This window comes from Streptomyces sp. NPDC059866 (assembly GCF_042731325.1).
GTDB lineage: Bacteria > Actinomycetota > Actinomycetes > Streptomycetales > Streptomycetaceae > Streptomyces > Streptomyces flavusporus.
Genome location: NZ_JBHWJT010000055.1, coordinates 1 through 19583 on the forward strand (window position 1 = coordinate 1; position 19583 = coordinate 19583).

Genomic DNA, 19583 nt, shown 5'->3' on the forward strand with positions numbered 1-19583 from the left:
GTCGCGTCGGCCGTACGGCCGGCCGACGCGACGGCGGAACCTCCTGCTCGTGGTCAGCGCTCCCCGGCGCCCGGTGCCTTGATGACCGGCAGCCGGGCGCAGCGTCGGCAGGACCGGGCCGAGCCCGCCACCAGGGCGTGCGAGGTGGCGGCCAGGGCCCCGGCGAACGCGAGCAGCAGCCAGTCGGTGCCCAGGGCGGCCGCGATGGCGAGGGCCAGGGTGGCGACGGCCATGGAGACGCTGGCGACGGTGCCGCCCCATGCGACGGTGAGCGGCAGCCGGTCCGGCGTGGGCAGCCAGCGGGCGAGTGTGCCGGTGGCCGCCAGGGCCACGGCGGCGAGCAGTGCGGCAACGGCCGAGACGACGGCCAGATGGACGGCCAGCAGCTGGGCGGTGCGCGGCAGTTCCCAGGTCTGGTCGTGGCCGGCCTGCCGGACCAGATACCAGCAGGCGATCACGAAGGGGACGGTGAGCGCGACGGCCCGCGCGGTGTGCCGGGCCTGGGCGATCGTCAGCTCGCGCTGCCAGCTCACCACGAGTTCGTCGGCGGTCCCGAACTCCCGCACCGCCTGGTCGGCGGCACGCTGGTACGGCAGCCCCGCCCGGGTGCGTTCCGACACCGCGTCCGTCAGGTCCTCACGCACCTCGGCCACCATGCGTGCCTTGGTGCGCGCCGGGCCGTGTAAGGCGGCGGCCAGGCTGGAGACGTAGTCCTCGATGGGGTCGGTCTGCGGGGTGACGGCGCTCATGTGGCGACTCCGGGCGGCGTGACGGGGTTCAGGACCGAGCCGATGGCGGTGGTGAACTCCTGCCACGCCGTCCGCTCGCTGGCCAGAGTCCGGCGTCCGGCCTCGGTGAGCTCGTAGCACCGCCTGCGGCGTTCGCCGGCGGACTGCCAGCTGCTGCGCAGCAGCCCGATGCGCTCGAGCCGGTTGAGCGCCGGATAGATCGTGCCCGTACGCAGTTCGAGTGCGCCTCCGCTGCGCTGCTGGACGGCGGTGATGATCGCGTAGCCGTGCAGGGGCCCGGGTTCGAGCACGGCCAGCAGCAGTCCGTCCAGGTGGCCGCGCACTGCATCCTGTCTCATAAGTCGGCAGCCTACACAATCCAGGTATTGGTGTGCTATCTATTGGCAGCCAATGCATGCCGACGACGAAAGGGTCCACCAGTGACCAAGGTGCTGTTATCCGACTCCACCGCGGGAGCGTGATCCGGTGCGTACGTTGCGGATCGCGGCCGGCGTCGAGGCGGCCTCCCTCGCCCTGCTCTTCCTGAACCTGTTCACCGTCCATCTGCAGGTGATCACCTCGCTCGTCGGGCCGGTGCACGGCTCGGCGTATCTCGTCACGATCGGCGCCGCGTGCATGGCCCCGGCCGCGGCCGGGTCGGGCGCCCGCTGGCGCGCCGCCGTCCCGGGCGTCGGCGGCCTGCTCGCCCTGGCGCGGATCCGCAGTCGGACCGCGCAGGCCTCGCCGACCGCCCAAGCGGTCCCGGGCGGCTCGCATGGCTGAGCCCGCACCGACCGGCACGCACAGCATCCACGGTCGCCCGGACCGTACGAAAGAGACCGCATCCAGGACCCGACGGGGGAGGACCCGATGACCGCCGGCAGTTCGGCAGCCGCCATCGAGACCGAGGGGCTGGTGAAGACCTACGGGGACAAGCGGGCCGTCGACGGCATCGACCTCGTCATCCCCCAGGGCATGGTCTACGGCGTGCTCGGCCCCAACGGGGCGGGCAAGACGACCTTCGTGAAGATGCTCGCGACCCTGCTGCGGCCGGACGGCGGCCGGGCCCGCGTCTTCGGCCGGGACGTCGTCCGCGAGGCGGACGAGGTGCGGGCCCGTGTCTCCCTCACCGGCCAGTACGCCTCGCTGGACGAGGACCTGACCGGCGCCGAGAACCTGGTCCTGCTCGGCCGGCTCCTCGGCCACGGCAAGTCCGCCGCCCGTGACCGCGCCGCGCAGATGCTGGAGGCCTTCGTCCTGACCGAGGCGGCCGACCGGCAGGTGAAGACGTACTCCGGCGGTATGCGGCGCCGGCTCGACATCGCGGCGTCCATCCTCAACACCCCCGACCTGCTCTTCCTGGACGAGCCGACCACCGGCCTGGACCCGCGCAGCCGCAACCAGGTGTGGGAGGTCGTGCGGGCCATCGTCGGCCAGGGCACCACGGTGCTGCTCACCACCCAGTACCTGGACGAGGCCGACCAGCTGGCCGCACGGATCGCGGTGATCGACAGCGGCAAGGTGATCGCCGAGGGCACCAAGGGTGAGCTCAAGGCCTCCGTGGGCGCCGGGTCGGTGCATCTGCGGCTGCGTGACGCCTCCCAACGGCCGGATGCCGAGCGGGTGTTGGCGCTGTGCCTGGACGGCATGCCCGTACAGCTCGATCCCGACCCGTTCGCCCTCACGGCTCGCGTGGGCGCCGGGGCCGACGGCTCCGGAGCGGCCGAACTGGCCTCCCGCGCCCTGGCCGAGCTGGCCCGGGCCCATATCGCCGTCGACACCTTCTCGCTGGGGCAGCCCAGCCTCGACGAGGTCTTTCTCGCCCTGACCGGTGACGGCGCCGGCAGCGGCCGCAGCGTTCAGGAGGCCATGGCATGAGCACCGTGACCAAGACCGAGGACCGCTCCGACGGTCCCGCCCGGGTGTCCACCGAGTCGCTGGCCGCACTGCTGGTCGCCCCGGCCGGGAAGCGGCCACGGGCCGGCGCCGCGGCGGCGTCGACGGCCTTCGGCTGGCGGGCCATGCTGAAGATCAAGCATGTGCCGGAGCAGCTCTTCGACGTCACCGCGATGCCGATCATGTTCGTGCTGATGTTCACGTACCTGTTCGGCGGGGCGCTGGCAGGCTCGACGGAGGAGTACATCCAGTTCCTGCTGCCCGGGATCCTGGTGATGTCGATCATCATGACGACGATGTACACGGGCATCTCGATCAACGTCGACATCGCCAAGGGCGTCTTCGACCGCTTCAAGACCCTGCCGATCTGGCGGCCCGCGCCCATGGTCGGCTATCTGCTGGGCGACATGCTCCGCTACACCGTCGCCGCGGCCGTCATCCTGACGGTGGGTCTGATCCTCGGCTTCCGGCCGGACGGCGGCCCTGTCGGGGTGCTGGCGGGGGTGGCCCTGCTGCTGGTCTTCAGCTTCGCCTTCTCCTGGGTGTGGACCATGTTCGGCCTGCTGCTGCGCACGGAGAAGACGGTGATGGGCGTCTCGATGATGGTCATCTTCCCGCTGTCCTTCCTCAGCAACGTGTTCGTCGACCCGAAGACCATGCCGGGCTGGCTGCAGGCGTTCGTCAACAACAGCCCGGTGACCCATCTGTGCGAGGCGGTACGGGGTCTGATGGCCGGCGACCGGCCGTCGGCGGACATCGCCTGGACGCTGGGGTGGGCGGGCCTGTTCCTGCTGGTCTTCGGACCGGTCACGATGCGGCTGTACGCCCGCAGGTGAGATGAACGCCGGTATCGCCGACAACAAGGCGGCGGACAGCGCTTGAACGCGCTGTCCGCCGCCTTTTTTGCGGAATACGAGCCTCGATTTCGAACGCCTTCCACCTGATGGTTTCTGTGAGAGGATCCCCGAGCGACAGGCTGAGTGCGACGCGGTCGCCATGCCGTTGACCGACGACCGGCCAGTCCTGCTCGAAGAGCTTTCGTCAGATCTTCTGGTCCTCGCTTCCGGAATTCCGCGGACCCCTACCCGGGTCATACGTCGAGACCGTCACCACTCGAGTGCAACGGCTCCGCAGTTTCCGCATGCGACGGACCATTCACAGAAGGGGGAATGCCGTGACCGTCACGGATACGGCCAAAGACACTTCCAGGCCTCCGCAATACCCTTTCGGTCCCGTGGTCCGGCTCGAACTGAATCCCCGTTACCTGGAGCTGTGCCGGACCGAGCCGGTGTCCCGGGTCACCATGCCGTACGGCGGTGAGGCCTGGCTGATCACCGGATACCACGAGATCAAGGAGTTCCTCGCCGACCCCCGGTTCAGCTCCCGCTGGGCCACGGAACCCGACACCGCGCGGGTCACGCCCCTGCCGCTGCGCCCCGGGAACCTGCTCAGCATGGACCCGCCGGACCACGGAAAGATGCGCAAGATCGTCGCGCACGCGTTCCGGCCGCGCATCGTCTCGGACCTCACCGACCGGATGCGGGAGCTGGTCACCACGGAACTCGACGCGATGGAGGAGGCCGGCCCGCCCGGCGATCTCGTACAGCGGCTGGCGATTCCGCTTCCGGTCCGCATGATCGTGGAGCTGTTCGGTGTCCCTTACGAGGAACGGGCGGAATTCCGCAGGTACTCCGATGTCTTCGTGGCCACCTCCGCACACACCAGGGAGGAGGTGAACGAGGCCCGGGACGGACTCGAGCAATTCCTGCGCAAGCTGATCTCCATACGCCGGGCCAGTCCCTCCGACGACCTGATCTCCGTCCTCATCGAGGCGCTGGACGCCGGGCAGATGACGGAGGTGGAGGCCGTCCGGACCGGAATCGGCATTCTCATGGCCGGTCACGAGACCTCGCTCAGCATGATCTCCAACGTGTCGTTCCTGCTGCTGGCCCAGCGTGATCTCTACGAACAACTCCTGGCGGACCGCAACCTGCTGGATCCCGCCATCGAGGAAATGCTGCGCATCATTCCGCTGCGCTCGACGGGCAGTTTCCCGCGCCGGGCCTCCGAGGACGTCGAGATCGGCGGGGTTCTCATCCGCAAGGGCGAGACGGTCATCTTCCAGCGGGCCGCGGGTGACCGCGACGAGCGGGTTTTCGAGGACCCGGAGACCATCCGCTTCGACCGTGAGCGCAATCCGCATCTCGGTTTCGGCCACGGCATTCACTACTGCCTCGGAGCGGCCCTCGCCCGCGCCGAACTCAAGGCGGCCATCGGCGGTTTGCTCGACCGGTTCCCCGGCCTGCGCCTGGCGGGCTCGGTGGACGACGTCCCGTGGAAGCCCGGCCTGATCGCACGGGCCCCGGAATCCCTGCCGGTCACATGGTGACGGCGGTGCCGTCCGGCCCTGGTGAGCGAGGCGAGACCCGCACCGGAGACCGGGCCCAGTGGCTGCTCGAAGTGGACCGGTACGCCTGCGCCGGCTCCGGTCTGTGCCTCGCCACCGCGCACGGCCGGCTGCGCCTGGACGCCGGCCGGGCCCGGCCGGTGGCCGAGCTGACCGACCCGGACGCCCGCGTGATCGACGCCGCGGAGATCTGCCCCATGGAGGCGATCACGGTACGCGACACGCGGACCGGCGAGATCATCGCGCCGCAGCAGTGACCGGGCGGTCGAGAAGAACCCGGGAATCCCCCTGATTCCCGTGCCCCCCTTTCCCTCAGGAAGGAAACGCCCTGCCATGCCGAACTCCGAACCGCTGCCCCTCTACGGCAAGGAGTACAAGACCGACCCGTACCCGCTGTACCGAAAGCTCCGCGAGGAGGGCCCGGTGCACCGGGTCAACTTCCCCAGCGGCGTCAACGCATGGCTGGTCACCGGCTACGAGGCCGCGCACAGCGCGCTGAACGACGACCGTCTCGGAAAGAACCACGACCTCGGCAACAGCGCCTGGCGCGAGCGCGCCGCCATCATGCCGGAACCGCAGCACTCACAGCTCCAGGTCCATCTGCTGCACCAGGACCCGCCGAAGCACACGGTGATGCGGAAAATGGTCACCGAGGCGTTCGCTCCCCGCCATGTCGAGCGCATGCGGCCCCGGTTCGAGGAGATCGCCACCGAACTGCTCGACGCGGCCCTCGACACCCCCGATACCGGGGAGGCCGGGGAGATCGACGTCGTCGGCGCCTTCGCCGCGCACTTCCCCTTCCGTGTCCTCGCCGAAGTGATCGGCCTGCCCGAGGCCCTGGCGGCGCGGTTCGACCGCGACTGGGGCAAGGTCGTGCAGCCCGTCGGCCCCACCGACCCGCAGCGGCCGGTGTACGAGGGGCGCCTGCGCGGGCTGCAGGGCTATATCGCCGAGGTCACCGAGGACAAGCGCCGAAACCCCGGCGACGACCTGCTCACCAAGCTCGTCGTGGCGTGCGAGGAGGGCGCGATCAGCAAGGAGGAGCGCGACTCCGTCGTCTTCCAGCTGCTGGTCGCCGGACAGGAGCCGGTGACCAACCAGATCACCACCGCCCTCGTGGCCCTGCTGCGCCACCCCGCCGAGCTGCGGCGGCTGCAGGACGCCGTGCGGGACGGCGAGGCGGGCGAGCAGGGGCTGCTCGCCCGGGCCGTGGAGGAACTCCTGCGCTACGACAGCGCCTTCGAGCTCACCACCTGGCGGTTCTTCGCCGAGGACGCCGACCTCTTCGGCACCCGTGTTCCGGCCGGCGACTCGGTCATCGTGTCGCTGAGCGCCGCCAACCGCGACCCGGAACGGTTCCCCGACGCCGACACCCTCGACCTGGACCGCACACCCAACCCGCACCTGGCCTTCGGCCACGGCATCCACTTCTGCCCGGGTGCCTCCCTTGCCCGTATCGAACTCCAGATCGCCCTGCGCGCGCTGCTCGTCCGGCTGCCCGGACTGCGACTCGCCGTCGCGGACCAGGACCTCGAGTGGATCGGCGCCGTCCTCGCGCGCGGCGTCAACCAACTGCCCGTCTCCTACGGCACCTCACAGGCGGCTCCGGCCACCGGCTGCCCCGTACGGCACCGGACGAACTGAGCGTCCGGCCGCCGTCCCCCGGCCACGTACCGCAGAACTGCCACCCGACGGCATCTCTGCGTCCAGCCTTCAGCGGAAGCGAGTCGATGACCCATGTCCCAGATGTCCACCACCTTCACCCATGCCTCGGCGGCCGAACGCGTCAGCCGCGAGATCCTGGAACTGCTGCTCCCGCACCGCAGGGCCGCCGAGTCCGATCCGCAGCTGGACACCGCCCATGACTTCCCGGAGCAGCTGCGCCAGATAGGCGACTTCGTCCGGCGGGACGAACCGGTGATCTTCAGCCTGCCCGGCTTCCCCTGCAAGTCGCCCAACCCGGACAAGGTCCTCAGCCACTTACCGGACCACGGGGAGCGGCTGGCGCTGCGCTTCCTGGGCTCCCTGTGCGCGGAGATCGGCAAGGTGTACGCCCCTGGCGCGAAGGTCCTGATCTGCTCCGACGGCCACATCTTCGGTGACGTCATCGGCGTCCCCGACGAGCACATAGACGCCTACGGCAGCGAGCTGCGCGCGATGATCCGCGCCGAGGGCCTCTCCGCGTATCTCGACACCTTCGACCTGAAGGACGTCTACGGCCCCGACCTGTCGTACGACGAGAAGCGCAAGGTGGCCGCCGAGACCCTCGGCCCGTCGGTCGAGGAACTCCGCGAGGAGGTGCGCAGCGACGAGTCCACCCTGCGCATGTACCGCGGCATCACCAAGTTCCTGATGGAGGACGTGGCCGAGTGGGACGGCTCCCGCTCGGCGCTCCAGCGGGACTGCCGCCGCCGCGCCTACGAGGTCATCGTCCGCAGCCGGGCCTGGGGCGAGCTGATCGCCGAGTACCACCCGCGCAACGTCCGGCTGTCCATCCACCCGCAGAGCCGCGGTGAGGCCAAGTTCGGTATCCGGCTGGTCGGCGCGGCCGACGTGTGGACCACGCCGTGGCACTCCGTGGTGCTCCGGCACGCCGACGGCACCTGGCAGCTGATGCACCGCCGGGACGCCGAGCGCCTGGGCCGCGAGGTGTACGAGGACGGCCAGCCGAGCCACTTCGAGGCGACGGCTGCCGACGGGGCGGCCGAGGGGACCGGCGCATGAAGGGGATCATCCTGGCCGGCGGCCACGGGACCCGGCTGTATCCGATCACGCTGGGCGTCTCGAAACAGATGCTGCCGGTCTACGACAAGCCCATGATCTACTACCCGCTGTCCGTGCTGATGCTGGCCGGCATCACCGAGATCCAGATCATCGCCGCCCCGCAGGACGTCCCCGGCTTCCAGCGGCTGCTCGGCGACGGCTCCCGGCTCGGACTGCGGCTCACCTACGCCGAACAGGACAAACCCCGGGGCATCGCCGACGCCTTCGTCGTCGGCGCCGAGCACATCGGCGACGACTCCGTCGCGCTGGTCCTCGGCGACAACCTCTTCCACGGGCCGGGCTTCGGCGAGATCCTGCGCACCAGTGCGCGGGACATCGAAGGCTGCGTCCTGTTCGGCTACCCGGTCGGCGACCCCGAGCGGTACGGGGTCGGCGAGGTGGACGCCTCCGGCCGTCTCCTGCGCCTGGAGGAGAAGCCCGAGGTGCCGCGCTCCAACCTGGCCGTCACGGGGCTGTACTTCTACGACAACGACGTCGTCGGCATCGCCCGCGGGCTGCGCCCCTCCGACCGCGGCGAACTGGAGATCACCGACGTCAACCGGGCCTATCTGGAGCGTGGGAAGGCCGAGTTCGTCCAGCTGGGCAGGGGCTTCGTCTGGCTCGACACCGGCACCCACGACGCGCTCACCGAGGCCGGCCAGTACGTGCAGATCCTCTCCCGCAGACAGGGCGTGCGCATCGGCTGCATCGAGGAGATCGCCTGGCGCATGGGGTACATCGACGCCGACACCTGCCACCGGCTCGGACTGGCCCTGTCCCACTCGCCGTACGGCCAGTACCTGCTGGAGATCACCACTGCCAAGGAGAAGAGCGAGTGAGCGTCATGCAGGTGCGCACGCCGGCCATCGAGGGCGTCCGCGAGTTCACCCCCCAGGTCTTCGGCGACGACCGGGGATGCTTCGCGTCGCCGTACCAGGAGGCCACGTTCTCCGCGGCCCTGGGCCGGCCGCTGTTCCCGGTCAAGGACATCAGCCACAACGTGTCCGCCCGCGGGGTGCTCCGCGGCATCCACTACACCGCCACCCCGCCAGGCCGGGCCAAGTACGTCTACTGCCCGTACGGACGGGTGCTGGACTTCCTCGTCGACCTCAGGGTGGGGTCGCCCACCTTCGGCCGGTGGGAGGCCACCGAGCTCAGCGGCGCGGACTGCCGTGCGCTGTACATCCCGGTCGGCGTCGGCCACGCCTTCCTGTCCCAGCAGGACGACTCGATCGTCGTGTACGTGATGTCGGAGGGGTACGTCCCCGAGCACGAGCTGGCGGTGTCCCCGCTGGACGCGGCGCTCGGCCTGCCGTTGCCCGACGCACCCGGGCTGCGGCTGTCCGCCCGGGACAGCAGCGCCCCCACGCTCGCCGAGGCGCGGGACAAGGGCCTGCTGCCCGCCTACGACACCTGCCGTGAAGCGGAGGCCGCGCTGTGGCCGTGACCCCCACCATCGCCCTGCTCGGCGCCACCGGCTTCGTCGGCTCGGCCGTCCTGCGGGAACTCGCCGCCCGCCCGGTCCGGATCCGGGCGGTCTCCCGGCGCCCCGCGGCCGTCCCGCCCGGGGCACGCGCCGACGTCGAGGTACGGGCCGCCGACCTCACCGAGCCGGGCGAGACGGCCGCCGCCGTGGCGGACGCCGACGTGGTCGTCCTCGCCACGCTGTACAGCTCGGCCACCGCCACCTGGCGGATCGAGGACGGCGACACGGCCGCCGAGCGGGTCAACGTGGGCCTCGTCCGCGACCTTGTCGACACCCTCGCCGCCCGCCCGGCCGGGCCCCGCACGAAGGTCGTGTTCACCGGCGCCGCGTCCCAGGTCGGCCCGACCGGCAAGGCGGTGCTCGACGGCACCGAACCGGACCGCCCGAAGGGCCCGTACGACCGTCAGAAGCTGGCCGCCGAGCGGCTGCTGCTCGACGCCGACGCCCACGGTGTGCTGTGCGGGACCTCGCTGCGGCTGCCCACCGTGTTCGGGCCCGGCGCCGGGCCCACGGCCCGCGACCGCGGCGTCGTCTCGGCGATGGCCCGCCGCGCGCTGGCGGGGGAGCCCCTGACGATGTGGCACGACGGGACGGTCCGCCGCGACCTGCTGTACATCGACGACCTGGCCCGCGCCGTGGTCGCCGGCCTGGACCACGCCGAGGCGCTGGCCGGGCGCCACTGGCTGCTCGGCACCGGCGAGGGCCGGCCCCTCGGGCCCGTCTTCGAGCAGGTCGCCGACCTCGTCGCGGAACGCACCGGGCGGCCGCGCGTACCGGTGCTGTCGGTGCCGCCGCCCGAGCACGCCGAGGCCGGGGACTTCAGCAGCATCACCATCGACGCCTCCGCCTTCCGGTCCGTCACCGGCTGGGAGCCGCGCACCGAGCTCGGCGAGGCGCTGCGGCGGACGGTGCGCCATCTCGCGGACGAGACGGATCCGGCCGCAGAGGCGGTCGGGGGAGGCCGGGCATGAGCACCGCCGCGCTGCTGCGTCCCCGGGTCGCGGCGGACCTGCCCGCGCGGCTGGCCCGGTCCGCCGCCGTCACCGGGGCGGGCCGGCACCTGCGCACGGAGGACGTCACCGGCTGGCTCGCCGAGCGGGCCCGCGCCCACCGCTTCACCGTCCGCCGGGTGCCGCTGGACCGGCTCGAACAGTGGTCCTTCGCCCCCGGCACCGGTGACCTCGTGCACCGCAGCGGCCGGTTCTTCGCCGTGCGCGGCCTGGCCGCACGGGTCGACGAGGGGCCGTACGGCAGCTGGCAGCAGCCCGTCATCCACCAGCCGGAGGTGGGCATCCTCGGCATCCTCGCCAAGGAGTTCGACGGCGTCCTGCACTTCCTGATGCAGGCGAAGATGGAGCCCGGGAACCCCAACCTGATCCAGCTCTCGCCGACCGTGCAGGCCACCCGCAGCAACTACCAGCGGGTGCACGCCGGTTCGGGGGTGAAGTACCTGGAGCACTTCACGGGCGCCCCGCCCCACCTGGTGCTCGCCGACTCGCTCCAGTCGGAGCACGGTGCCTGGTTCTACCGCAAGGCCAACCGCAACATGCTGGTCGAAGCCGCCGACACCGAGGTGCCCTGCGGCCCCGACCACATCTGGCTGACCCTCGGCCAGCTCGGCGAACTGCTGCGGCTGGACAACCTCGTCAACATGGACGCCCGTACCGTCCTGGGCTGTCTGCCGCTGCCCGAGACCGAGGCGGGCGCCCTGCACTCCGACCTCGAACTGCTCTCCTGGTTCACCGCCGAACGCGCCCGGCACGACGTCGACGTCCGGCTCATGCCGCTCGCCGACGTCGAGGGCTGGACCCGGGACGCGGACGGCATCCGCCGCCCCGACGGCCGCTTCTTCAAGGTCACCGGTGTGGCCGTCGAGGCCGGGAACCGCGAGGTCACCGGCTGGTCCCAGCCCCTGATCGAGCCGTGCGGCACGGGCGTGGCGGCCTTTCTGTTCCGGCGCCTGGGCGGCGTACCGCATCTGCTCGTGCACGCGCGCGTGGAGGCGGGATACCTGAACCGGGTCGAACTGGCTCCGACCGTGCAGTGCGCCCCACGCGACTGGGAGCCGGTCCCCGCCGCGGACCGGCCGCCGTTCCTGACGGCGGTGCTGCGGGCCGCGGAGCAGGGCGGCGCACCCTACTCGGCCGTGCACTCCGAGGAGGGCGGCCGGTTCCTGGACGCCTGCGTGCGGTACCTGTTCGTCGCGGCCGACGAGGACACCGCGCCGTCCGAGCCACCGCCCGGCTACACCTGGGCGACGGTCGGACAGCTCAACTCCCTCGCCGCCCACGGTCATTACCTCAACGTCCAGGCCCGCACCCTGCTGGCCTGCGTCAACTCCGGCGCCGTACGCCTGTGAGAGGGCGGCCGTCCGACCGGGCGGTCGCCCCGCGTGCGGGTGACAAAGTGGCGCGGCGCGCACGGCGCCGCGGCAGCTTGCGATGACACCATGCGGCCCATGAAGGCTGCCTACATCGAGCGACTCGGCCCGGCGGACGCCATTCGCGTCGGCGACCTCCCCCCGCCCCGAGGAGGGCCGACGGACGTGCTGGTCGACGTCCTCGCCACGCCGGTCAACCCGGTCGACACGTTCGTCCGCTCCGGGGCCTGGCGGACCCCGGTGACCTTCCCGTTCGTCATCGGCCGTGACCTGGTCGGCACGGTCGCCGCCGCCGGCGACGGCGTGGCCGGCTTCGCGGCCGGGGACACCGTGTGGTGCAACAGCCTCGGCCACGCCGGACGGCAGGGCGCGGCGGCTCAGCAGGCGCTGGTGCCGGTGGACCGCCTCTACCGTCTGCCGGACGCGGTGCCGCCGACGGACGCGGCAGCCGTGCTGCATCCGGCGGCCACGGCCCACCTCGCGCTGTTCACCCACGGCGGGCTCCGCGCCGGCGAGACGGTCCTCGTCACGGGCGCCGCCGGAAACGTGGGCAGCGCCGCCGTGGTGCTCGCCGCCGAGGCCGGCGCCCGGGTGATCGCGACCGCCGGTGCCGACGACGTGGAGTACTGCCGGACGCTCGGGGCCCGGGCCTGCGCGGACTACCGCGACCCGGAACTCCCGCAGCGGCTACGGGACCTGGCGCCGGACGGCATCGATCTCCTCGTCGATGCCGCCGGCTGGAACGACCTGCCGGCCGCGGTCGACCTCCTCGCCTTCCGCGGCCGGATCGTGGTGCTCGCCGGCCTGCGCGCACGCCCCGTCCTCCCGGTCGGGCCGCTGTACCTCAAGGACGCCACGGTCACCGGCTTCGCCATCTCGCACGCCACGACCGCCGAACTCGCCGACGCCGCCCGCTCCGTGAACCGGCTGCTGGCCCGGGGGAGGCTGCGCGCCCGGGAGGTCGAGGAGGCGCCGCTGAGCGCGGCCGCCGAGGCCCACGCCCGGCTGGAGCGGGGCGAACTGCGCGGCAGGCGCCTCGTGCTGCGTCCGGACCTCGACTCCTGAACGCCCAGGGCGACTTGACGGACCCGGCCGGCGTGCGTTGACCGGGTTCCGTGCCACTGGCGAGGCTTCCGGCCATGACGGATACCGAACTCGAGAACTTCAAGGACTCCAAGAACCTCGAGAACCTCGAGAACCTCGAGACCACCGCGCTCTTCCAGGTCAGCGTCGAAACCCAGGTGCGTGCGTCCGCGGACGAGGTGTACGCCACGGTCAGCGACCTGCCGCGGAGCGGGGAGTGGAGCGTCGAGTGCACCGGCGGCCAGTGGGTCGAGGGAACCCCCGCAGCCGTGGGCGCGGTCTTCCGGGGCGAGAACCACCGCCCCGCCGACGTGGTCGCCTGGGCGCCCGTCGTCCGCGGCGCATGGACCACCGACTCCGAGGTCGTCGCCGCCGAGCCGGGCCGCAGCTTCCGCTGGGCGATCCGGGACAGTTCCGGACGACGGCAGGAGAGCGTCTGGTCGTTCGACCTCAGGGCCGCGGACGACGGCTGCGTCCTGGTGCACAGCTTCTGGATGGGCGCGCCCACGGAGGGCATCCGCGGCATCACCGCGCACATGGACGAGAAAGAGAAGCAGCGGTTCTTCAGTGACTGGACGGCCAAGCTCACGGCCGACCTCGCAGCGACCGTGCACCGCATCAAGCAGGCCGTCGAGCGGACCTGACCCCGCTCGGCCGTACCCCGTGCACGACCTCCCGAACCGACCCCTGACTCTCCGCAGCGACCGGCGGAAGGCGGACAGATGCTGCTGCAGCGCATAGGAAACCGTGGAATCCGGCTGGGGACGCTCTTCGAGCGCGCGGCGTCCCGGCACCCCGCGAACGTGCTCATCCTCGACCACGACCTGGACCTGGCCCCCGACCTCGGCCGCCGGGCGACCGTGGCGGAGCTGGCGGACCTGGTGGCGGACGTGGCCTCGCGGCTCTGGGCGGCGAAGATCCGCCCCGGTGAACGCGTCGTCGTCCACAAGTCCGACACCTTCGACATCCCCCTGCTCGCCTGCGCGATCAGCCGGATCGGCGCGGTGCCGGTACTGCTCTCGCCCCATCTCGACGGCGACACCGCGGCCGAACTGGTCCGGCGTGCGGACCGCCCCCATCTCGTCACCGACCAGGCCAAGCTCGACGACGAGCTGCCCGCGGAGGTCTTCGACCTCGCCGAGAGCGTCCTGCTCACCTCCGGCACCCACGCCCGCGCCGTCGAGCTGGAGGACTTCGCCGGCGTCCGGCGCGTCACCCCGGTGACCATGCCCGCCGACCACCCGACGCTGATCACGCACACCTCCGGGACCACCGGGGTTCCCAAGCTGGCGGTGCACACGGGCCGCACCCTGCAGGCCCGCTACCGCCCGCAGCGACTGGCGATCACTCCCGTCATCCGCAAACGGGAAACCGTTGCCATGCACGTGTCGTTCGTGCACTCGCGGCTGTTCACCGCCCTGGCCATCTCCCTGTTGAACGGTCTCCCGATCGTGGTGCTGGCCGACGAGGACCCGGACCGCGCCGCCGACCTGTTCGCCCGCGTCCGCCCCGGCATCCTCGAAGCGCACCCCAACTCGTATCTGCGCTGGGAGAAGCTGGCCGACGACCACCGCGCACCGCTGGCCAACGTCAAGCTGTTCAGCAGTACGTTCGACGCCATCCACCCGCGCACCGTGCACCGGCTGCTGCGCGCCTCACGCCGCCGGGCACCCCTGTTCGGACAGCTCTACGGACAGAGCGAGGTGGGCCCGACGGTGGTGCGGGCCTTCACCCGGCGGCACGCCCCCGACGCCGACGGGCGCTGCGTCGGCATGCCCTTCCCCGGTATGACCGACGTCCGCGTGGTCAGCCGCGACGGCCGGCCGCCCTCGGAGGAGAACCCCGGCTACATCGAGGTGCGCAGCGACGGCCGGATCACCACCTACCTGGGCGAGGCGGAACGCTACGCCCGGCAGCTCGACGACGGCTGGTGGCGGATGGGCGACGTCGGCTTCAGGTCGAAGTGGGGGTGCCTGCACCTGCTGGACCGTGAGGTCGACCTGATCCCCGGCTTCGGCAGCACGCTGGCCGCCGAGGACACCCTCTTCGCCAAGCTGGACGAACTCGCCGAAGTGATCATCATCCCCGGCGCGGACGGCACCGCCGTACCCGTGGTGTGCACCAAGGACGACAGCCCCCTGGACCGGGAGGCGTGGCGGCGGGCCACGGCCGGGCTGCCCGCGATGGCGGACCCGGTGCAATGGCGGCTGTCAGACCTGCCGCAGACCGCGACCACGAAGATCAAGCGGCTCCAGCTGGCGCAGCTGCTGGCAGCCGCCGGCCAGGGCCGGTAGGGGGCGGCATGGCGAGGATGGTCGTCGTCGGGGGCGGCATCGGCGGGCTGGCGGCGGCCGTCGCCGTCGCCCGGCGCGGACACCGGGCGGTCGTACTGGAACGGGCCGAGGAGTTCGCCGAGATCGGCGCGGGCATCCAGCTGGCACCCAACGGGCTGCACGCCCTGGACCGCCTGGGCCTGGGAGACGCCGTGCGCGCGCTGGCGGTGCACATCGACGAACTGCGGTTCATGGACGGCGTGACCGGCGAGCACGTGGCGAGCATGCCGCTCACCGGCGGCTACCGGCGCCGGTTCGGCAATCCGTACGTCGTGGTCCACCGCGGCGAGCTGTACCGGCTGCTCCTGGACGCCTGCCGCCGCTCACCGGCGATCGAACTGCGCGCCGGTAGCCGCGCCACCGGATACCGCCAGGACGGCTCCGCTGCCACGGTGCTGCTGGACGGCGGCGGGCGGGTCACCGGTGACGCGGTGATCGGCGCCGACGGCATCCACTCGGCGATCCGGCGCCGGCTCGTCGGCGACGGCGCGCCGCGGGTGGCCGGCATCACCGTCTACCGCACGGTGATCCCGATGGAACGGGTCCCCGAGGAGCTGCGCCGGAACGCGGTGACCTGGTGGGCCGGACCGGGCTGCCACTTCGTGCACTACGCGATCGGCGGCGGCCGGTATCTCAACCTCGCCCCCAGCGTGGAGAACGGCGCCACCGAGGCGTTCGCCTCCGTCCCCGTCGAACGGGCACGGGTGCTCGGCGAGTTGGCCGCTCTCGGCGGGACGGCACAGCGGCTGCTCGCCCTGGGTGAGCACTGGAAGTCATGGGCCCTGGTCGACCGGGACCCGGTCGACCGCTGGACCGACGGCCGGGTGACCCTGCTCGGCGACGCGGCCCACCCCATGCTGCACTACGCCGCCCAGGGCGCCTGCCAAGCCCTGGAGGACGCCGTGGTGCTGGCCGGCCTGCTGGACGACGAGGCGGACACGATCCCCGACCGGTTCGAGAAGTACAACGCCGAACGACGCGAGCGCACCGCCCGGATCACCCACGCCGCCCGGGCCAGCACCCGGCTGTGGCACCCGGCCGGCGCCGAGGCGAAAGCGAGGAACGAGATGCTGTCGGCCCTGTCCGGACCGGCCCTGCACGACCATGTGGCCTGGATGCACGGAGCACGGGAGTTCGGCGCCGACGGAGCCCGCCGATGAACGCCGGCCGGCTTCGGGTGTGCATCGTCGGCGCCGGCCCGCGCGGCCTGTGCGTGCTGGAACGGCTGTGCGCGGGCGAACGTACGGCCCGGTCCCACCGCGCCGTCACCGTGCACGTCGTCGACCCGGCCGCCCCGGGCGCCGGTGCCGTCTGGCGCACCGACCAGTCCCGGCAGCTGCTCACCAACACCGTGGCCTGCCAGATCACCGTGTTCACCGACGCCGAATCCCGTATCGAGGGACCGGTCGAGCCGGGGCCGAGCCTGTACGAGTGGGCGGACAGCCTGGCCCGCTTCGGGGATCTCGGCGGTTACGACGAGGCCGTCCTCGCCGAGGCCCGGACCCTGGGGCCGGACTCCTATCCCACCCGTGCCTTCTACGGGCAGTACCTGCGGGACTGCTTCCGCCAGATCGTCGCCCGCGCCCCGGAGCACGTCACCGTCGAGGTGCACCGCTCACGCGCCGTCGCGATGGCGGACACCCACGGCACGCCCGGCGGCCCGCAGGGAGTCCGGCTGGCGGACGGCACCAGGATCCACGAACTGGACGCCGTGGTGCTGGCCCTGGGGCACCTCCCGGCCCAGCTGACCCCCCGTCAGGAACGGACGGCCAGCCTGGCCCGCATCCACCACCTCACCTACGTTCCGCCGGCCAACCCGGCCGACGTGGACACCTCCTTCGCCGAGGCCGGCGAGCCGGTGCTGCTGCGCGGCCTCGGCCTGAACTTCTTCGACCACATGGCGCTGTTCACCACCGGCCGCGGCGGCGTCTTCGACCGGCTCGGGGACCGCCTGGTCTACCGCCCGTCCGGCCACGAGCCACGGCTCTACGCCGGCTCGCGGCGCGCAGTGCCGTATCACGCGCGCGGCGAGAACGAGAAGGGCGCGTTCGGCAGGCACACCCCGCGGCTGCTCACCCCGGAGACCATCGCCGCCCTGCGCGGGCGCGCCCGAGGCGGCGAGCGGGTGCGCTTCCTGTCCGACGTGTGGCCGCTGATCGCCGCGGAGGTGGAAGGCGTCTACTACGGCACACTGCTCGCCGCCCGCAACACCGCGTCCGAGCCGTTCGTACGCCGCTACCTCACCGCCTCGCCCCGCCAGCGGCCGGCCCTCCTGGACGAGCACGGCATCGGCCCCGCCGACCGCTGGGACTGGGACCGGCTCGCCCGGCCCTGCCACGGACACACCTTCGCCGGCCGGGCGGAGTTCCGCGGCTGGCTGCTGGAGTACCTGGCCCGGGACGTGCGGGAGGCGAAGGCGGGCAACGTCAGCGGTCCGCTCAAGGCGGCGCTGGACGTCCTGCGCGACCTGCGCAACGAGGTACGCCTGGTGGTCGACCACTCGGGACTCGAAGGCGGCTCGCACCTCGACGAGCTGGAGGGCTGGTACACACCGCTCAACGCGTTCCTGTCCATCGGGCCGCCGGTCTCCCGCATCGAGGAGATGATCGCGCTGATCGAGGCGGGCATCCTCGAACTCACCGGCCCCGGCACCCAGATCCACGTCGACACCGAACGCCCCGCCTTCGTCGCCCACTCGACCCTCGTGCCCGGCCCCCCGGTGCGCGCCGCGCATCTCATCGAGGCCCGCCTGCCCCCGCCGGACCTGCGTCGCACCGCCGATCCGCTGCTGCGCCACCTGCTCCTGACCGAGCAGTGCCGGCCCCATCGCATCGAAGGGGACTGCGGCGTCAGCCACGAGACCGGCGGTCTCGCCGTCACCGAGCGGCCCTGCCGGGTCATCGACGGGCAGGGCCGCCCCCACCCGCGCCGGTTCGCCTACGGTGTCCCGACCGAGTCGGTGCACTGGGTGACCGCGGCCGGCGTCCGTCCCGGCGTGGACTCCGTGACGCTGGCCGACGCGGACGCCATCGCCCGTGCGGTGCTGACCCTGTCGCCGGCCCGGCAGGGTCTCGGAGGTACACGGCTCACGGAGGTGGTCGTATGAGCGACACCCTCATCGACGCGGGGCTGCTGTCGCCGGTGCGGGCGGGCACTCCCGTCGAGGCGGCCGTGTGCGACCTGGCCTGGCTGCAGGCCATGCTGGACGCCGAGGCCGCGCTGGCCCGGGCCCAGGCCCGGCTCGGCACGGTCCCCCCGGAGGCGGCCGAGGCGATCACCCGCGCCGCCCGCGCCGACCGGTTCGACCTGCGGGCCCTCGCGGTCGCGGCCCGGGAGACCGCCAACCCGGTGGTGGGCCTGGTGGCGGCGCTCACCGCGGCGGTACGGTCCCGGTCCCCGGCGGCGGCGGAGTACGTGCACCGCGGCTCCACCAGTCAGGACGTCTTCGACACCGGCGCCATGCTGATCGCGCGGCGCGCCCTGGGGATCGTCCTGGCGGACCTGGACACCACCGCCGACGCACTGGCCCGCCTGGCGGCCGAGCACCGGGACACCCCGATGGCGGGCCGGACACTGGCCCTGCACGCGGTACCGACGACCTTCGGCCTGAAGGCCGCAGGCTGGCGGGAACTCGTCCTGGCCGCCGCCCACCGACTGCGCACGGTGGCCGGTCAGCTGCCCGTGTCCCTCGGGGGAGCGGCGGGCACCCTGGCCGGCTATCTCGCCTCGACCGCACTCACCGGACCCGACCTCGACGCCTACCCGGACCGGCTCGTCACCGCGTTCGCCGAGGAGACCGGGCTGGCCCGGCCGGTGCTTCCGTGGCATGCCGTGCGTACACCGATGGCCGATCTCGCCGCGGCGCTGGCGTTCACGGCAGGGGCGTTGGGGAAGATCGCGGTGGATGTGCAGTCGCTGGTGCGCACCGAGGTCGGTGAGGTCGCCGAACCCGCCGGGCCCGGCCGGGGAAGGTCGTCGGCGATGCCGCACAAGCGCAACCCGGTCCTGGCCACGCTGGTGCGCAGCGCGGCGATCCAGGTCCCGCCGATCGCCGCCGGGCTCACCCAGTGCCTGGTGTCCGAGGACGAGCGGTCGGCGGGCGGCTGGCATGCGGAGTGGCAGCTGCTGCGCGAATGCCTGCGCCTGGCCGGCGGCGCCGCCCACACCGCCGTACAACTCGCCGAAGGTCTGCAGGTGCGGCCCGAACGGATGCGGGAGAACCTGGAGTTGACCGGCTCCCGGGTGGTCGCCGAGCGGATCGCCGCCGTACTCGCACCCCGGCTGGGAGGCGCAGCCGCCAGGAAACTGCTCGACGAGGCGTCCCGGAAGGCCGAGGAGAGCGGGGCCGCCCTGGCGGAGATCCTCGGGGCGATGCCTGAAATCGGCCTCGGCGCCGAAGAGCTGGCCGGCCTGTGCGATCCCGTCGGCTACACCGGCGCAGCCGGACCGCTCGTCGACCGTGCGCTGGGCGGCCGTAGCCGATAGGCAACAGGGGCGGCTGTGCGGT

At 72.4% G+C, this 19583-nt stretch carries 19 protein-coding genes; 17 read left to right on the forward strand and 2 right to left on the reverse strand.

All coding sequences use genetic code 11. The annotated features are described in order from the left end of the window. Nucleotides 1-53: 53 nt before the first annotated feature. Together ACFV7R_RS42640 and ACFV7R_RS42645 are read right to left on the reverse strand one after the other, a co-directional pair. Nucleotides 54-749, reverse strand: coding sequence for a permease prefix domain 1-containing protein (locus ACFV7R_RS42640; RefSeq protein WP_385274809.1), 696 nt, complete (start codon nt 747-749; stop codon nt 54-56). Continuing rightward, complete coding sequence (locus ACFV7R_RS42645; protein ID WP_129800636.1) at nt 746-1087, reverse strand: PadR family transcriptional regulator; 342 nt, start codon at nt 1085-1087, stop codon at nt 746-748. The genes ACFV7R_RS42640 and ACFV7R_RS42645 overlap by 4 nt, the downstream gene beginning before the upstream one ends. 127 nt (nt 1088-1214) lie before the next feature. Between ACFV7R_RS42645 and ACFV7R_RS42650 the strand changes: the two genes are divergently transcribed. The 17 genes from ACFV7R_RS42650 to pcaB all read left to right on the forward strand — a co-directional run bounded on the left by ACFV7R_RS42650 (nt 1215) and on the right by pcaB (nt 19561). Then, entirely contained in the window at nt 1215-1511 is a 297-nt protein-coding gene (locus ACFV7R_RS42650) for a hypothetical protein (RefSeq protein ID WP_385274812.1), read from the forward strand. 87 nt (nt 1512-1598) lie between these two features. Continuing rightward, nucleotides 1599-2606 (forward strand): ATP-binding cassette domain-containing protein, encoded by a 1008-nt coding sequence (locus ACFV7R_RS42655; protein WP_385274815.1) that lies wholly within the window; start codon nt 1599-1601, stop codon nt 2604-2606. Beyond that, nucleotides 2603-3460, forward strand: coding sequence for an ABC transporter permease (locus ACFV7R_RS42660; RefSeq protein WP_385274818.1), 858 nt, complete (start codon nt 2603-2605; stop codon nt 3458-3460). Before ACFV7R_RS42655 ends, ACFV7R_RS42660 begins: the two co-directional genes overlap by 4 nt. A gap of 398 nt (nt 3461-3858) precedes the next feature. Beyond that, nucleotides 3859-5013, forward strand: coding sequence for a cytochrome P450 (locus ACFV7R_RS42665; RefSeq protein WP_385274821.1), 1155 nt, complete (start codon nt 3859-3861; stop codon nt 5011-5013). A gap of 5 nt (nt 5014-5018) precedes the next feature. After that, nucleotides 5019-5288 carry a ferredoxin gene (locus ACFV7R_RS42670; RefSeq protein ID WP_385274824.1) on the forward strand — a complete coding sequence of 90 codons (270 nt, stop codon included), beginning with the start codon at nt 5019-5021 and terminating at the stop codon, nt 5286-5288. Nucleotides 5289-5364: 76 nt separating this feature from the next. Continuing rightward, on the forward strand, nt 5365-6675 hold the full coding sequence (locus ACFV7R_RS42675) for a cytochrome P450 (protein ID WP_385274827.1): 1311 nt from the start codon (nt 5365-5367) through the stop codon (nt 6673-6675). Between the two features lie 102 nt (nt 6676-6777). Then, nucleotides 6778-7755 carry an L-tyrosine/L-tryptophan isonitrile synthase family protein gene (locus tag ACFV7R_RS42680; protein WP_385274830.1) on the forward strand — a complete coding sequence of 326 codons (978 nt, stop codon included), beginning with the start codon at nt 6778-6780 and terminating at the stop codon, nt 7753-7755. Continuing rightward, a complete protein-coding gene (gene rfbA / locus ACFV7R_RS42685; RefSeq protein WP_385274832.1) occupies nt 7752-8633 on the forward strand; it encodes a glucose-1-phosphate thymidylyltransferase RfbA in 882 nt (293 codons plus the stop codon). The genes ACFV7R_RS42680 and rfbA overlap by 4 nt, the downstream gene beginning before the upstream one ends. Nucleotides 8634-8638: 5 nt before the next feature. Next, complete coding sequence (locus ACFV7R_RS42690) at nt 8639-9241, forward strand: dTDP-4-dehydrorhamnose 3,5-epimerase family protein (RefSeq protein ID WP_385274905.1); 603 nt, start codon at nt 8639-8641, stop codon at nt 9239-9241. Further along, entirely contained in the window at nt 9238-10251 is a 1014-nt protein-coding gene (locus ACFV7R_RS42695) for an NAD-dependent epimerase/dehydratase family protein (protein WP_385274834.1), read from the forward strand. The genes ACFV7R_RS42690 and ACFV7R_RS42695 overlap by 4 nt, the downstream gene beginning before the upstream one ends. After that, the gene (locus ACFV7R_RS42700) at nt 10248-11639 is read left to right on the forward strand and encodes an NDP-hexose 2,3-dehydratase family protein (protein ID WP_385274836.1); all 1392 of its coding nucleotides are present in this window, start codon (nt 10248-10250) and stop codon (nt 11637-11639) included. Before ACFV7R_RS42695 ends, ACFV7R_RS42700 begins: the two co-directional genes overlap by 4 nt. 99 nt (nt 11640-11738) lie before the next feature. Next, nucleotides 11739-12725, forward strand: a complete 987-nt coding sequence (locus ACFV7R_RS42705; RefSeq protein ID WP_385274839.1) for an NADPH:quinone reductase — start codon at nt 11739-11741, stop codon at nt 12723-12725. A gap of 74 nt (nt 12726-12799) precedes the next feature. Continuing rightward, nucleotides 12800-13387: an SRPBCC family protein gene (locus tag ACFV7R_RS42710; protein WP_385274842.1), complete on the forward strand. Its 588-nt coding sequence runs from the start codon at nt 12800-12802 to the stop codon at nt 13385-13387. Nucleotides 13388-13465: 78 nt separating this feature from the next. Further along, nucleotides 13466-15037, forward strand: a complete 1572-nt coding sequence (locus tag ACFV7R_RS42715; protein WP_385274845.1) for a class I adenylate-forming enzyme family protein — start codon at nt 13466-13468, stop codon at nt 15035-15037. A gap of 8 nt (nt 15038-15045) precedes the next feature. After that, complete coding sequence (locus tag ACFV7R_RS42720; protein ID WP_385274848.1) at nt 15046-16236, forward strand: FAD-dependent monooxygenase; 1191 nt, start codon at nt 15046-15048, stop codon at nt 16234-16236. Next, nucleotides 16233-18182 carry an FAD/NAD(P)-binding protein gene (locus ACFV7R_RS42725; protein WP_385274851.1) on the forward strand — a complete coding sequence of 650 codons (1950 nt, stop codon included), beginning with the start codon at nt 16233-16235 and terminating at the stop codon, nt 18180-18182. Before ACFV7R_RS42720 ends, ACFV7R_RS42725 begins: the two co-directional genes overlap by 4 nt. Then, nucleotides 18179-19561: a 3-carboxy-cis,cis-muconate cycloisomerase gene (pcaB, locus tag ACFV7R_RS42730; RefSeq protein WP_385274854.1), complete on the forward strand. Its 1383-nt coding sequence runs from the start codon at nt 18179-18181 to the stop codon at nt 19559-19561. The genes ACFV7R_RS42725 and pcaB overlap by 4 nt, the downstream gene beginning before the upstream one ends. The last annotated feature ends 22 nt before the right edge of the window (nt 19562-19583 follow it).